A 15,461-nucleotide genomic window follows, 5' to 3' on the forward strand; every position below is an offset into this window, starting at 1 on the left:
ACCCCACATTCCACATTTCACATCGCCATGCTCTGTCCTCATTGCCATTCAGAAATTAAAGACAACGCCACGTTCTGCCCGCATTGCGGGAGCGACAAAGATACCGGCTGGTCCGAGGGCGCAGAATTTACCGACCTCGAAACACCGGATTACGACGAAATTGTCGAGAATGAATTTGGCGAAAAGAAGAACAAAGCAAACCCGCTCGCCATAGCGGCGGCAGTGATTGTGGCGCTCGCTTTTATCGCGGCGATGATCCTACACTAGACAAGAGTCTTTTCGAGAGTTTCCAGAATTTCGGACGCTTCGTTAAAGTCGTAATCGTCCAGCAGTTCCTTCAACTTGTGGAGCAGAACTTCTTGGTTCGGCTCAAACGCAATATTTTCAATGCCATCGAGAATACGCTTGCACTGGGTCGAAGAGCAGGTATCCACCGCATCCTTTAGCGCCTTGACCGCAGAAGCGAGCTTTTGAGCGGCTTCAGGGTCATGCGACTTTTGTACCGTCGCATTCTGTTCCGAGGCAATATCAGCAAGCACAATCTGCAAGTCTTCGATTAGCGCATGCAGTTTTTCTTCGAACACATTGTAATTGCCAAAATTACACTGTTTCTGTTCGAGTTCCGCTTCGAGCGAGGCCGCCAAGTTCTGCACATGGGTAGACCCAATTGTTCCGCACAGGCCCTTGATGGTATGCACAATGCGGGTTGCTTCTTCGTAATGGAATTCTTCGATAAGCGAGCGCAAATTGAACGAATTTCCGCCATAGTCGCGCACAAATCCCTGCATAATCTTGAGGTACATATTGCGGTTATTGTTGGCATGGTAAAGGCCCGATTCCGCATCAAAGTCGCGCACCTTCTGGAAATACGAAATGAAATTCTTGTCATCTTGCGACAGGTCAGAATCATGCCCGTTGCTTGCATGCGGCGTTTCGGCGGCCACTGGCAAGAACTTCGCCATTTCTTCGTACAAGACCGTCGGATCAATCGGCTTTACAATGTGTGCGTTCATGCCCGCTTCAAGGCATTCTTCGGTATCTTTCTGGAAGGCGCGGGCACTCATGGCCAAAATCGGCACCTTCTTAAAGTATTCATCTTCGCGGGCACGGATTTCCTTAGTCGCGGTAAGGCCATCCATAATCGGCATCTGGATATCCATGAGCACCATGTCGAAGGCGTCTTTCTTGAGCATGTCGAGCGCTTCTTTACCGTTATTCGCAATCATCGCGGTAAGGCCAACGCTATTCAAGAGCGACACGGCCAGTTCCTGGTTCATCTGGTTGTCTTCAACCAGCAGGATTTTCGCTTCCTTAAAGTAAATCTTGCCCTTTTCCTTCTTTTCCACCTTCTTGTAAGTCAGCGAATAACCGAAGGCTTCTTGCAGTGCACTCAAGAGCGTACTAATCTGGAGCGGCTTAGACACATTGCTGTTAAAGCCCAAGCTCTTTGCCGTATTCAGTTCGTTTTCATCGAAATGAATCGGGTGCATCAACACCTTCGGAATCGACTTCATGTTATCTGTCAAGCCATGCACAAAGTCAAATCCGTTCAAAATCGGCATGCTGTAATCGACCAGGAATAAATCGTACGGGGCCTCGCCCGCTTCTTCGTGCGCCTGAATCAAATCCAAAGCCTCGTCTACAGAGCTAGCCTCTTCAACCACACAGTGCAACCTATTCAAATAATGCCTTAAAATCGTACGCAGGTTCGCGCAGTCATCCACCAAAAGCACATTCTTGTTCGTAAAGCGGTCTTCGTTTTTCCACTTGGGCTCTTCGCCCGCCTGCGGCGCAATCGGTAGCGTAATCGTAAAGAAGAACTGCGAACCTACACCCGATTCACTCGAAACCTGGAGTTGACCACCCATGAGTTCCACCAGCGACTTAGAAATCACAAGTCCGAGGCCCGTGCCGCCGTACTTGCGCGTGGTAGAACCATCTGCCTGCGTAAATGCGTTGAACAAGCGCGACACCTGTTCCTGCGTCATGCCAATACCCGTATCCTTGACACAGATATACAGCTTGACCATGTTGTTCGCCTGCTGCAACAGCTTGACGCTCAGGGTAATGTCACCCTTTTCGGTAAACTTGGTCGCATTGTTAATCAGGTTCGTAAAAATCTGCGAAAGACGAAGCGGGTCGCCCATCAAGATTTCAGGAATATCCGGGTCGATATCGACAATCAATTCTATCGGGCGGCCAGCGATACGCACCTCGGCAAGCGCCGCCACTTCACCAATGACATCTTGCAGCACAAGCTGCGTGATTTCCAAATCCTGCTTTTTCGCTTCAATCTTCGAGAAGTCAAGAATATTATTGATAATTCCGAGCAAAGACTTGGCAGCATGTCCAATGCGGTCTACAAAACCGCGCTGGTGGTTATCCAAATTCGTTTCCGAAATCAGGTGAGCCATACCAATAATGGCATTCATCGGCGTGCGGATTTCATGACTCATGTTGGCCAGGAATTCGCTCTTGGCCTGAGTTGCCTGTTCTGCAATTTCACGGGCGGCCACCACTTCCGAAATATCAATCATCGAAAGCATGTAGCCAACAACAGTCTCTTGCACCTTCAAGGTACAGCCTTCGCCGCGGAACCAAGTTTCTTCGGTGCCGTTTTCGGGCTTGAGCATCAAAGAATCTTTCCAGACTTCGTCATTCTGGTAAGACTTGATCATGGCCTGAATCATCGATTCCGGGAGGCCCATGTCTTTCAGTTCATTAATCGAAATTCCGACAAACGAGCGCCATTCCTTGCCCAAGAATTCCGCCAGTTGGCGTGACATATATTTAATATGCAGGTTCTTGTCGAAAATAATCAGGATCGAATGATCGCCCGAAAGCATGATCGTATCCAGAATCGTATCTTTCTGGATTCCGCTCGTTTCATCGTTGATCATGATCAGGAATCGCGTCGCACCGTTGTCTTCGACAAGCGCCTGGAACGACATGCCCCACCATGCTACTTCACCATCAGCATTTTGCACCCGCACAATGGTCTTACGTTCACTTGCAAGCATCTGCCCGCCCATGGCCACGCGATGCGCAAACTTCTTGAACGCATCCGAGGGGAAGAACTTGAACAGGCTTTCTTCTTTCATGTCATCGCCATTGTTCAAGAAATCGACCACATGTGCACTCGCATGCAGAATATCAAAGTTTTCGTTCGTTAAAATAATCGTGAAGTTATCGCCTTTCCACAAAAGCGTATCGAAAAGTGTACTGGAATTCACGCTGTCATTCAAGTCGCGCTGAATATAGCGGCGGAACAGTAAGTGCGAGGTAATCGCCGCAAGCGCTACCAAGGCGAACACTAAAATCGCCACAATGCCAAGCACGGTCGAAGAATTATTATCGATACTAGCAGCAATCTTGTTATGCTGACTTACATGAACCAAGTAGAACGGCAACTGCTTCAAGGGCGTCACCATAAAAATCAACTGTTGGTGGTGTTCATTCGTCTTTTCAAAGCGTAAAATGCGCCCATCCATCAGCGTATCGGAACTGAATTTGTCAGATACAAGTTCCAACAATTCTTCGACACTGTCCTGCAAGACCTTACCGCGGTTCGTTTCGTACGGGAAATACGTGAACAGATTATCGTTTTCACTGCCCACCAACATGGTAATGCCGCCTTCTTCCTTGGCAAGCGCACCCATCGCAAGCCTTAACTGGTGAAGGTTGATATCTTCGCCGACAGCGCCCCTGAATTTTTGATAGTAGTCCCAAATCGGGTAAGAAAGCGAAAGCACCTGACGATTGAGACTTTTGCGAATCGTCGGTCCCGTGTAGGCAAGTCCCCTTTTACGGGAAGCTTCTAGATACCAGCCCTTGGTACGGAATTCAGCCTGATCACTTTCAAGCTTGATTCCTCTGCCCGAAACAAATTCGCCGGTAGTCGTTCCGAAATACACATCGACAATGCCTTCGTCACTTTGGGTCTGCTTATAAAGAACTGGCTTGACAGCCTTTTCCTTGGTCACCTGCTGCACACGCTTGACCGTTGTCAGGAATTTTTCTTCGCGGACCTTCAAGAAAGCTTCGACTTCGGTCTGCACGCGTTCACGGAGAGCTGTTTCGGTATTCGCGACGGCAGAATCCACCAGCATGGAACGCACCGCATGCGAAAAAATAAGGACCATCGCCACTGCCGCAAGCAATGTCGGAAGCATATAAACCACAGAAATGCGGTTACGTAAACGACGACGTTGGGCGTTCAGCGGGTTACGGGACACGACCACTCCTTTTTAAGGATTTTCCTTAAAATGATCGTAAATCTCGGGCAATTTAGATTCTAACGACATGAAGGCATCAACGACATCAGGGTCAAACTGAGTCCCCCTGCCTTTCAAGATTTCTTCGACAGCCACTTCGTGCGGGAAAGCTTCTTTATAGGGGCGCTTCGAAACCAAGGCGTCGTACACGTCGGCCACCGACATCAAGCGCGCCCCTACGGGGATATCGTCACCCTTGAGCTTGTTCGGGTAACCCGTTCCATCAAAGCGCTCATGGTGATTCAAGATAATATCGGCACAAATCTTGACCAACGGATGGTCCTTGAGTTCATGCGTGGCATTCACCAGCACATCGTAACCCTTTTGAGCATGCGTACTCATCACCGCCCATTCTTCGGCATTCAGGCGGGCCGGTTTACGCAAAATTTCATCGGGAATGCCGACTTTGCCAATGTCGTGGAGCGGAGCGGCTGTCGCATAATAATCGATATATTCGTTATTCGGAATCGCATCTTTAAAACGTGGATGTTCGCGAAGGGTTTCGGCAAGCATCTGCACCAGCACCTGCGTACGCTTAATGTGGGCGCCCGTTTCGGGGTCGCGGTATTCGGCCAGCGCACCGAGACTTGTCAGCATGACCTTGAGGGTTTTACGCAAATCGAGGGTCTTTTCTTCGACCAGTTCTTGCAAATGATCGCGCTGGTGCTTAAATTCCAATTGATTCTTGATACGGAGCTGCACTAAATTCGGATGGAACGGCTTGGTAATATAATCGACGGCGCCGAGGTCCAGGCCAGTCTGCTCACTCTTGGAATCGGCTTTTGCAGTCAGGAACAGTACGGGCGTATTTTCGACGAGTTTTTTTTCGTTCATCTGGCGAAGCGTTTCGTAGCCATCCATTTCTGGCATCATCACGTCAAGCAAAATCAGGTCCGGTTTGACTTTTTCGGTCAAAAATAGGCCTTTTTTGCCATCCAGGGCCACAAAAACGTCGTACTCGCCGGACAAAATTCCTTCGAGCACTTCGATATTCGTCTTCGTGTCGTCAATTACCAAAATCTTTGCGCGCTTCCGTTCCATATAACCCTAATATAATGTTTAGCGGCCTGAATAGACCAACTTAACTTATTCCAATTTGGAATATCCAATTTTTTTTGAGAAAAAGCCCTTTTGCAACATTTTTATATGTTTTCCCCTTTACAACATGTGATATAATGTACAAAAGGGGTATGGAAAAAAAGTCAACATTCTTATTAAAATTAACAAAACGCCCTCTAAAAGTGGAATTATATTTATGGATGGTCATTAGCCTATACTTTTACAGGTTTGGAGATTTTTTGAGATGAAGCAAATTATACCGTTGGCAATCGCTTTAGCAGGAGCGTCTTTTGCGCAAGTCGATGTAGCCCCCTTCTGGCGCGCAGTTGACAGCGTAAGCAAGAGTTTTGGCAACTCAGTCAACGACCTGTATACCGACCTCTCCCTCCTCGACACCATAAAACTTGCCGGGGAAATCTTCCCCATCACCTGGGAAAGCAGCGACACACTGTTCCTCACCAACGATGGCCACATTAACGGCAGATTTGTGGGCGAAAACAAGGAAGTGACCCTCACGGCGACTATCCTCGATGGCCTGAGCGCAAAGACACAGGACGTACCTTTCAAAATCTCCATCCATGGGTACGAACCCTACTCCAACTACCTTTTCGCGTATTTCCCGGCCAACGACAACGAGAATATCTACTACGCGCTGAGCAACGACGGCTACAGCTTTACCGCCATGAACAACGGAAAGCGTGTGGTGGCCGCCGACACGGTTAGCATCAAGAAGGGGCTCCGCGACCCGCACGTGCTACGTGCGCCCGACGGCTGGTTCTACATGGTGAATACCGACATGAAGAGTGCCGAGGGCTGGGCAAGCAATCGCGGCATGGTGCTCATGCGCTCCCGCGATCTCATCAACTGGAAGCACGCCACCGTACACTTCCCTGACAAATATAAAGGCAAAAATTTTGCGAACGTGACCCGTGTCTGGGCCCCCGAAACCTTCTGGGACGACACCTACGACAACGGCGACGGAACCAAGGGTCGCCCGCTCGTGTATTTTTCGCTGTTGACCAACGATGGCACCATCAGCTACGACAAGGTTTTCTATGCCTACTCGAACAAGGACTTTACCGACCTGGAAGGCGACCCGCAGCATTTCTTTGACCGCGGCAAATCGACTATCGATATGGATATCGTCTATAACCCGGTCGACAAGAAGTACCATGCCTTTTACAAGAACGAAGGCGACGGCGGAATCTGCAAGGTGACCGCACAGACACTCATGCCCAAGAGCGGAGCTACCTCGGGTTCGCAGTGGAGCAAGCCGAGTAAGGCCCTACAGCAAACGACCGAAGCTGTAGAAGGTGCAGGCGTATTCAAGCTTATCAACCAGAATTCCTGGGTGCTCATGTACGATTGCTACATGAACGGACATTATCAATTTACGAGCAGTTCTGACCTCGAAAACTTCAAGTTCGTACAGGACACCAAGACGAGCGGCGCATTCACGCCCCGCCACGGGACAATCCTCCCGGTTACCGCCCAGGAGACGGCAGCCCTCATGAAGGCCTTCCCCACGCCAGATTTTGAACCGCGAGTGATTGACATTCCCGATTCTATCGGTGTTTGCGATGGCAAGAAGGTCGTAGCTCCGTGCAGCGGCACTAAGATTATCCCCTACGTGAAGGTCGGCAATGACGGCTGGAACGAGACGCTAGACTTGAAGGTTGCCAAGGGCGCGTCAGTCACATTTGGGCCGCACCCATGGGACGGCAAGATTTGGAGCTGGGAAGGTCCGAACGGATTCAAGTCCACCACCCGCGAAAACACGCTCAAGAATGTGGACGGAGACTTTAGCGGTTACTACACCGTGACCTACACCAACGAAACCGGCTGCAAAAGCATCGCCAAAATCAGAATGATCGTAGACGACCCCGACAAGCCCTACAAGGAACCGGACACCACAACGACAATCGTTTCTAAAAGGCTCCGTGACTACAGCAAATCCACGCGTTTGAACCGTAATCCGGTTTACTTTGACTTGCTGGGCAATAGACTCAAGGCCAAGCCAAGAAACGCGGTTTATATCCAACGATAAAGCAATGTGAGGTGTATATCATTTCACACTTCACATCAGTCACTACACATTAACATTTACTGCACGACTTAATTTAATAAAAGCATTTACCGGGTCGGCATAATTCCAGATGCCCCCGAGAACAGAGACTCCCTGCACCGGGAGTTTTTTGATTTCATCCAGCGTTTCGTGGTCAACGCCGCCAAAAGCGATTACCTGGGGGATTTTTGAACCGGCTAAAGCATTCAATTTGCCCAAAACCGGCTCAATTCCATGAAATTTGACCGGCTCATACACCGACTGCGGCTGAAATACCGGCCCCACAAGCGCCCCAGCCACCCATTCCGGCAACTGTTCCAGCTGATCCAGGCTCCGGCAAAAAGCAACCGTATTCACGCGTTTCCAACTTTCGGGAACATCGCCCAACAACGAGCCCGCCTCGGCAACACACCCGCGAACATCCAGGCGTTCCGCCAAATCCGGCGTGCCACGCACCCAAATACGGTCACGGCAATCCATCGGGAGCGACAAAAGCCAGCGTTCGTAATCGCTTTCAGTGGCATAAGGAGAGCCCCCTCGCCCGCGCTTCGAGAGAATCAAGCGCGAAAGCCCGCGGGAAAACATTTGCTCAATATCGTCAAATTCCGAAGCAAAATCGTCAGGAGATGTCGTAAGCCACAATCGCATGCAACAAATATAAGAAATGGACTGCCAAATTTTAATCGCCACACGGATTGTACTACGTACTAAAAGTGTGCAAGGTTATGACGCAGCAGAAAACTTGTTTTCTGTTATGGCATAACCGTAGCCACGAACGCCAACGGCGTTAAATGCTAGGTTCGGAAGTAGGCTTGCAAGCAATCCTGCTTCTCTCGCCTTACGCATTTATCGAAATCACTAACGTGATTTCTGAAAGGATTATTTATGTATCAGGCGCGGCTCTTGATGTTGTTGACGGCTACGCCGTCCGCGGCGTCACTCGGTCATAGAATCAAACAAGTTTGATTCTGCGACACTCGTTTAGCACGCTATGCTTGGACATAATAACTCCCAATGGCATTCCTCCCCAGGAATGCCTAGTTTTTTTTTATTTAAAATTTTACAGTTTGAAAGTGATGGTTATTCAACCATTACACAACGGACAGAAAAACCATGGATTTTAAGTGTTTTCGTTACAGGATTTGCCGTCGAATAAAAGTCTTGCCAAGAAGCCTTTGACATCTGAGCCCCATTCAAAGATTGTTCTTCTGGATAATGCCAATACGTACCTTCTTGAAGACTAGTAAAGCTATGGTTCCAATTATATCCTGCACCAACAAGGCTAAAGCCACTATCATTACTACCGCCAAAGCCGTATGCAGAACGAGTTCCCTTTACTCCATCCTTATTGTTATCAGCGTGCACGGCAATATAGTAGTCGTTATAAGTCAGCAGTCTCCAGCCATCAGGGCAAATTCCCTGGTGATTGGGTTTGATTAAATCAGCGCAACTTTCAGTGTTGCATCGACTCGGCAACTGCATCATTTCGGCCCACTGGTATAAACCACCGTAGTTATTGCAATTAGCCGTGTCATTTTTGTAGCAATACTTTTCAATTTTAGAATCATCTTCTTGATCTTCAAAGCCCCAAACAAATTCACCTATATCTAAATTCTCAGCCATCACCTTGATAGAGGCAGCCTTACCAGCAGTGTCCTTACCATCAATTTGGATGTAATAATATTCGCGGCTGTTTCGCGGATCAACAAACTTGATATAATCACCTGCACGCCAAAGAATCCCTTTAAAAGCAACAGTTCGATCATAAGAACTACTGCTCAATTCTTCCTCTTCACTACTGCTCGAAGCAACAACACTCGAAGAAGACTGCTTTACATCTTCGCTGCTGCTCGACTTCGGCGTGGCGCTGGAAGAAGACTCATTCACAACGCTGCTGCTAGAATCTTCTTTTTTGACTGAAGAACTGCTCTTGTCGCCATCAACGGAGCTAGAAGAATTCTTGGTTGCTGCCGAGGAGCTAGATTCCTTCGTCATTTCCACCGAAGAAGAGGATTCCTCGCTCGGGTCCGGAGCAGGCGCAGAACTGCTAGATTCATCGCCGCAAGCAACAAACAAAACCGCAGAAAGCAACAATGCAACAAAATATTTCACAGAAAACCTCCGATAACCTCATGAATTCGGGCAGAATGTAGCATTTTCTCGGCGGAGAATGCTGATGCTGACCTTCGTCAGCATGACAACAGGCGGAGAATGCCGGGGCGTTGCGGGGCGGCGAGCGCCCGCAGAGGGGGTGCTGGAAGACCCGGCGGAGAATGCTGATGGCCGAAGCGAATGTTTTTAGCAAGCGAACGATTCACGGGTTTTTCCGTCTGTGAGCAATAAGCCCCAAGCGTTAAGCGAGGGCGATTGCGAGAGAGAGGCTGTAAAGCCGAACAGTCTGTCATTGAGCGGGTAAAGACATCGTGAAGGCCATTGCTTGATTTATAGCCGGGGCTGCAAGCAGGGGGATTCCTCCCCCTTTAGTACTCAGATTTACGCATTTTTTCAAAAAATGTATGTTCATTCCCCTTTAATCTTTATATTTTTCATCTTGGATTTTTCGCTTTTGGCTCCAAATGGGCCGAAAGTGCACTTAAATCAGATTTTTTCGAAAAAACCTAAAAATTGGAGACACACATGGCAAAAAAGATGATTGCGTGTGATGGTAACGAGGCCACCGCTAGCGTAGCGTTTGCTGTTAGCGAAGTTGCGGCTATCTACCCGATTACACCGTCTAGTCCTATGGCTGAGCACGCCGACAACTGGAGTGCTGCAGGCAAGAAGAATATTTGGGGACAGGTTCCCCGCGTGTTTGAAATGCAGTCCGAAGGTGGCGCTGCCGGTACCGTTCACGGTGCTCTGCAGGCCGGTGCCCTCACCACGACCTTCACCGCTTCCCAGGGTCTTCTGTTGATGATCCCGAACATGTACAAGATTGCGGGCGAACTGACCCCCACGGTCTTCCATGTGACTGCTCGTGCCCTTGCCATGCAGGGCCTTTCTATTTTCGGTGACCACTCCGACGTGATGGCTTGCCGCCAGACCGGCTTTGCCATGCTCGCCTCCAGCTGCGTGCAGGAATGCCAGGATCTCGCTCTCGTGGCCCACGCATCCACTCTCGAAAGCCGCGTTCCGTTCATGCACTTCTTCGACGGTTTCCGCACCTCCCACGAAGTGATGAAGATCGAAGCTCTCGAAGACGGCGTTATCCGTAACGTCATCGACGAAAAGTACGTGAAGGCTTGCCGCGAACGCTGCCTCACCCCGGACCGCCCGACCATGCGCGGTACCGCCCAGAACCCGGACGTCTACTTCCAGGGCCGCGAAACGGTGAACCCGTTCTACCTGAAGGTTCCGGAAATTGTCCAGAAGTACATGGACAAGGTCGCAAGCTACACTGGCCGTCAGTACCACATCGTGGACTACGTCGGTGCACCCGACGCCGAACGCGTGATCATTTCCATGGGTTCTTCGACCTGCACCATCGGTGACACCGTCAAGTACCTCAACTCCAAGGGCGAAAAGGTCGGTCTCGTGAACATCCGCCTGTACCGCCCGTTCCCGATGGAAGCCGTCGTTGCAGCCCTCCCGAAGACCGTCAAGAAGATTGCCGTCCTCGACCGCTGCAAGGAACCGGGTTCCGCTGGCGAACCGCTCTTCCAGGATGCCCTGACCGCTATCTCCGAAGCCGTGATGGCCGGCAAGATAGCTATGCCGAAGATGATCGGCGGCCGCTACGGTCTCTCTTCCAAGGAATTCACCCCGGCCATGGTCAAGGCCATTTACGACGAACTTGCCAAGGCCGACCCGAAGGCACGCTTCACCGTCGGTATCAACGATGACGTCTGCCACACGAGCCTCACCATCGACCCGAACTTCAAGCTGGAAAGCGACTTCTTCCAGGCCATGTTCTTCGGTCTGGGTTCCGACGGTACCGTGGGTGCCAACAAGAACTCCATCAAGATTATCGGTAACGAAACCGACAACTACGCACAGGGCTACTTCGTTTACGACTCCAAGAAGTCCGGCTCCATGACCACCTCTCACCTCCGCTTCGGTAAGAGCATCATCGACGCCCCGTACCTGATTGGCGAAAACGAAGCCGACTTCGTGGCATGCCACCACACTCCGCACCTGGAATCCGTGAACATGCTGAAGTACGCGAAGGATGGCGCTACCTTCCTCGTGAATACCCCGCACTCCGCCGACACCGTGTGGGATACATTCCCGCGTCCGGTACAGGAAGAAATCATCAAGAAGCACCTCAAGGTGTATGTGATCGACGCCTACGCCGTTGCCGCGAAGACCGGCATGGGCCGCCGCATCAACACCGTGATGCAGACCTGCTTCTTCTCTAAGCTCGGTAACGTGCTCGATGCCGAAACCGCCATCAAGTACATCAAGAAGTACGCCGAAAAGACCTACGCCAAGAAGGGTCAGGAAGTGGTCCAGAAGAACTGGGACGCTATCGACGCCTCTCTTGCTAACCTGTTCGAAGTCAAGGTTCCGGCCACTGTCACCAGCACGAAGGAATTCCGCGCTCCGATCCACGGCGACGCTCCGAAGTTCGTGAACGAAGTCACCGCAGAAATCATCAAGGGCAACGGCGAGCTCCTCCCTGTTTCCAAGATGCCTTGCGACGGCGTGTTCCCGACCGCTACCACCAAGTACGAAAAGCGCGACCTCGCCCTCAACATCCCGTCCTGGAATCCGGACGCTTGCGTGCAGTGCGGCAAGTGCGCCATGGTCTGCCCGCATGCAGCCATCCGCGTGAAGGTTGTGGACGAATCCGCCGTGAAGAACGCTCCGGAAGGCTTCAAGTTCACTCCGGCCAAGGGCTTCAAACTCGAAGGTTCCGACAAGCCGGTATTCGCGATTTCCGTGTCCAGCTACGACTGTACGGGTTGCGGCGTTTGTACGCAGGCCTGTATCGGTAAGGACAAGGCCGACGAAACCAAGAAGGCCATCAACATGGTGCCGCAGGAACCCATCAAGGTCCAGGAAGGCAAGTGCTGGGACTTCTTCGTCGATCTCCCGGAATTCGACCGCACCAAGGTCAACAAGAACCTCGTCAAGCAGGCCATGCTCCTCGAACCTCTGTTCGAATTCTCCGGCTCCTGCGCAGGCTGCGGCGAAACCGCTTACGTGCGTCTCGTTTCTCAGCTGTTCGGTGACCGCATGGTCGTTGCCAACGCTACGGGTTGCTCCTCCATTTACGGCGGTAACCTCCCGACCACTCCGTGGGCAAAGAACAAGGAAGGCCGCGGTCCCGCTTGGGCCAACAGCCTCTTCGAAGACAACGCAGAATTCGGTCTCGGTATGCGTCTCGCTATCACGAAGCATGCCAAGCAGGCTCTCAGCCTCCTCGAAGCCGTGAACGTTCCTGCCGAACTCAAGGAAAAGCTCACGACCCAAAAACAGGACGACGAAGCCGGCATCAAGGCCCAGCGTGAAAACGTTGCCGCCCTTAAGGCTGCTCTCGCCGGTGCAACCGACGAAGCATCCGTCAGCCTCCGCGACGAATTCGCCGACTACCTCGTGAAGAAGTCCGTGTGGATCTTCGGTGGTGACGGTTGGGCATACGACATCGGTTACGGTGGTCTCGACCACGTGATGGCCACGGGCGAAAACGTGAACATCTGCGTCCTCGATACCGAAGTGTACTCCAACACCGGTGGACAGGCTTCCAAGGCCACGAACCGTGGCGCAGTCGCCCTCTTCGCTGCCGCTGGTAAGCGCGCCGGCAAGAAGGACCTCGGCCTTATCGCCATGAGCTACAAGAACGTTTACGTTGGCCGTATCGCCCTCGGCGCAAACGATGCTCAGGCCCTCAAGGTTCTTCAGGAAGCAGAAGCACACAATGGTCCGTCTCTGATCATCTGCTACTGCCCCTGCATCAACCACGGTTTCGATCTCAACAGCCAGCTTCAGCACCAGAAGATGGCTGTGGATTCCGGTTACTGGACTCTGCTCCGCTACAACCCGGCTCTCGCCGCCGAAGGAAAGGCTCCGCTTATCCTCGACTCCAAGAAGCCGACGATCCCGGTTGCAGAATACATCTACACCGAAAACCGCTACAAGCAGCTCACCCGTAGCAATCCGGAAGTGGCCAAGAAGCTCGCCGACGACCTCCAGAAGGAAGTCGATGCACGCTATGCATTCTACGATGCCATGAGCAAGGATACCGAAGGGCTGATCAGCCTGTAATCGGAAGTGTCATCCTGAGCGGAACGCCGCAAGGCGTGAAGTCGAAGGATCTCACACAAAAGACGAGTGATGAACAATCACCCGTCTTTTTTTGTGATGCCAACCGATTACAAGCAGTCTTTTCTCTAAATCCGAAATGACCTGGGCGTTCCCCGGCCCGGCCCATCTAGACAATTTCCCAAATTTTATATATTTTTATTTTTGGGAAATAGAAATTCGGGAGTCAACAAATGAAACTGATTGAAAGAACAGAGTATTTGGACACATTGAAAAATGTCAGGGGTACACCCGACATCAAGGTGATAACCGGAATCCGTCGTTCCGGCAAATCAAAATTATTAGAATCCTTTGCAGAATGGATTGCAAAAAATGATAAAAAGGCAAACATCATCAAGATCAACTTCAACTTGACGAAGTTTGAAAAATTACAGAACTATTCCGCACTCGAAGAATATGCAGAACAGGCGTACAAGCCTAAAAAGACAAACTATCTGTTCATCGACGAAGTTCAACTTTGCGACTCGTTCGAAAAGGCTTTGAACAGCCTGCACGCCACGGAAAAATTCGACATCTATGTAACCGGCTCAAATGCATTCCTGCTTAGTAGCGATCTGGCAACGCTCTTTACGGGTAGAACTTTTGAGATACCCGTCTTCCCGTTTTCGTTTGCGGAATACACAAAATACTACAAGCCGAAAAAAATGGAAGACTCGTTCGAATCCTACCTTAAAGAAGGGGGGATGGCGGGTTCCTTCTTATACAAGACTGAAAGCGAAAAGTTCCGTTATGTGAACGAAGATGTTTTCAACACGTTGGTTATCCGCGACATCGTCAAAAAATACAAGATTCGGAACAAGGTCTTTCTTGAAAAACTGATTGACTTTTTGATGGACAATGTCGGCAACATCACCTCCATCCGAAATGTCGCCAAGACAATCAGCACCACAGGCGACAAGACGAACCATAAAACCATAGGTTCTTACATCGATTATTTATGCAAGGCATTCGCCTTCTACAAAATCCGAAGATTCAACATTCGCGGAAAAAGATACTTGACCACGGAAGACAAATACTACTTGAGCGACCATTCGTTCCGCTACGCAAGACTCGGGACCCGCAACATGGACTACGGCCACGTGTACGAAAACATGGTTGCCATGGAATTACTTCGAAGGGGTTACCAACTTTACGTCGGAGTCCTATACAAGAAAGAAATCGACTTTGTAGCAATGAAACATGACGAAAAGCTGTATATCCAGGTATCGGACAACATCTCGGACAAGAAGACTTTTGAAAGGGAAACGGCCCCGCTGCTCGGAATAAAAGACGCATACCCCAAAATGCTCATCGCGAGAACAAACCACGAAACGACCCAGTACGAAGGAATCAGAATCGTCGATGTCTCAAGATGGCTTCTTGGCATGGATTAGCCCCCAACGGATTAAGCCCTCCCTTGGGCGTTCCCCGGCCAGGTCCCTGAGCCTGCCGAAGGGCCGGGGCGGGTGCTGCTCGCCTCTCGTCACCCCGGACCTGATCCGGGGTCGGCTCATCGAGCCGCTACGCGTCTCGCCACCGCACAGCGGTGCGACGCCCCCTAACGCAGAAACAATGTGAAATGTGTAGTGTGGGGTGTGGGATGATTGTTTATCGGCGGGTTAGTCCGAGTCCTTGACGCAACGAACAGAAAAATCAATCGGAGACAGCAGCATCTTCAGCCGTGGCACTAAGCATGAATCTCGGTTCAAGAGGTTCAACACTATAGTTATTAGAAATCTTTCCTTTTTTCGACATAATGAATTCCTCTAGAGTTTCTTAATTAACAGATGTGTGATATTTCAAAGGCCTTGCAAACCACG

At 50.6% G+C, this 15,461-nt stretch carries 10 protein-coding genes; 5 read left to right on the plus strand and 5 right to left on the minus strand.

The genetic code is table 11. The features are described 5' to 3' along the window. The first annotated feature begins 27 nt into the window (after positions 1-27). The gene (locus QOL41_RS08205) at positions 28-267 is read left to right on the plus strand and encodes a zinc ribbon domain-containing protein (RefSeq protein ID WP_173823389.1); all 240 of its coding nucleotides are present in this window, start codon (positions 28-30) and stop codon (positions 265-267) included. On the opposite strand, the gene QOL41_RS08210 is transcribed toward QOL41_RS08205, so the two are convergent. Both QOL41_RS08210 and QOL41_RS08215 read right to left on the minus strand, forming a co-directional pair. Continuing rightward, the gene (locus QOL41_RS08210; protein WP_283429363.1) at positions 264-4,235 is read right to left on the minus strand and encodes a response regulator; all 3,972 of its coding nucleotides are present in this window, start codon (positions 4,233-4,235) and stop codon (positions 264-266) included. The genes QOL41_RS08205 and QOL41_RS08210 overlap by 4 nt on opposite strands. 12 nt (positions 4,236-4,247) lie before the next feature. Further along, a complete protein-coding gene (locus QOL41_RS08215; RefSeq protein ID WP_283429364.1) occupies positions 4,248-5,315 on the minus strand; it encodes an HD-GYP domain-containing protein in 1,068 nt (355 codons plus the stop codon). 262 nt (positions 5,316-5,577) lie between these two features. Between QOL41_RS08215 and QOL41_RS08220 the strand changes: the two genes are divergently transcribed. Then, positions 5,578-7,380: a glycoside hydrolase family 43 protein gene (locus QOL41_RS08220; protein ID WP_283429365.1), complete on the plus strand. Its 1,803-nt coding sequence runs from the start codon at positions 5,578-5,580 to the stop codon at positions 7,378-7,380. 42 nt (positions 7,381-7,422) lie between these two features. Here QOL41_RS08220 and QOL41_RS08225 read toward each other — a convergent pair whose 3' ends face one another. Continuing rightward, positions 7,423-8,046, minus strand: coding sequence for a thiamine phosphate synthase (locus QOL41_RS08225; RefSeq protein WP_283429366.1), 624 nt, complete (start codon positions 8,044-8,046; stop codon positions 7,423-7,425). A 164-nt stretch (positions 8,047-8,210) separates the two neighbouring features. On the opposite strand from QOL41_RS08225, the gene QOL41_RS08230 reads away from it, so the two are divergent. Beyond that, entirely contained in the window at positions 8,211-8,348 is a 138-nt protein-coding gene (locus QOL41_RS08230) for a hypothetical protein (RefSeq protein ID WP_283429367.1), read from the plus strand. A 130-nt stretch (positions 8,349-8,478) separates the two neighbouring features. Here the strand turns inward: QOL41_RS08230 and QOL41_RS08235 are convergent, their stop codons facing one another. Further along, on the minus strand, positions 8,479-9,510 hold the full coding sequence (locus QOL41_RS08235) for an FISUMP domain-containing protein (RefSeq protein WP_283429368.1): 1,032 nt from the start codon (positions 9,508-9,510) through the stop codon (positions 8,479-8,481). Positions 9,511-10,035: 525 nt separating this feature from the next. Here QOL41_RS08235 and nifJ point away from each other — a divergent pair. After that, positions 10,036-13,605: a pyruvate:ferredoxin (flavodoxin) oxidoreductase gene (gene nifJ, locus QOL41_RS08240; protein ID WP_283429369.1), complete on the plus strand. Its 3,570-nt coding sequence runs from the start codon at positions 10,036-10,038 to the stop codon at positions 13,603-13,605. Between the two features lie 230 nt (positions 13,606-13,835). Then, positions 13,836-15,035 (plus strand): ATP-binding protein, encoded by a 1,200-nt coding sequence (locus QOL41_RS08245; protein ID WP_283429370.1) that lies wholly within the window; start codon positions 13,836-13,838, stop codon positions 15,033-15,035. Between the two features lie 259 nt (positions 15,036-15,294). Here the strand turns inward: QOL41_RS08245 and QOL41_RS14250 are convergent, their stop codons facing one another. Then, positions 15,295-15,396 (minus strand): LEPR-XLL domain-containing protein, encoded by a 102-nt coding sequence (locus tag QOL41_RS14250; RefSeq protein WP_405334321.1) that lies wholly within the window; start codon positions 15,394-15,396, stop codon positions 15,295-15,297. Positions 15,397-15,461: the final 65 nt, after the last annotated feature.

This window comes from Fibrobacter sp. UWB10 (assembly GCF_900182935.1).
Classification (GTDB): Bacteria; Fibrobacterota; Fibrobacteria; order Fibrobacterales; family Fibrobacteraceae; genus Fibrobacter; species Fibrobacter succinogenes_O.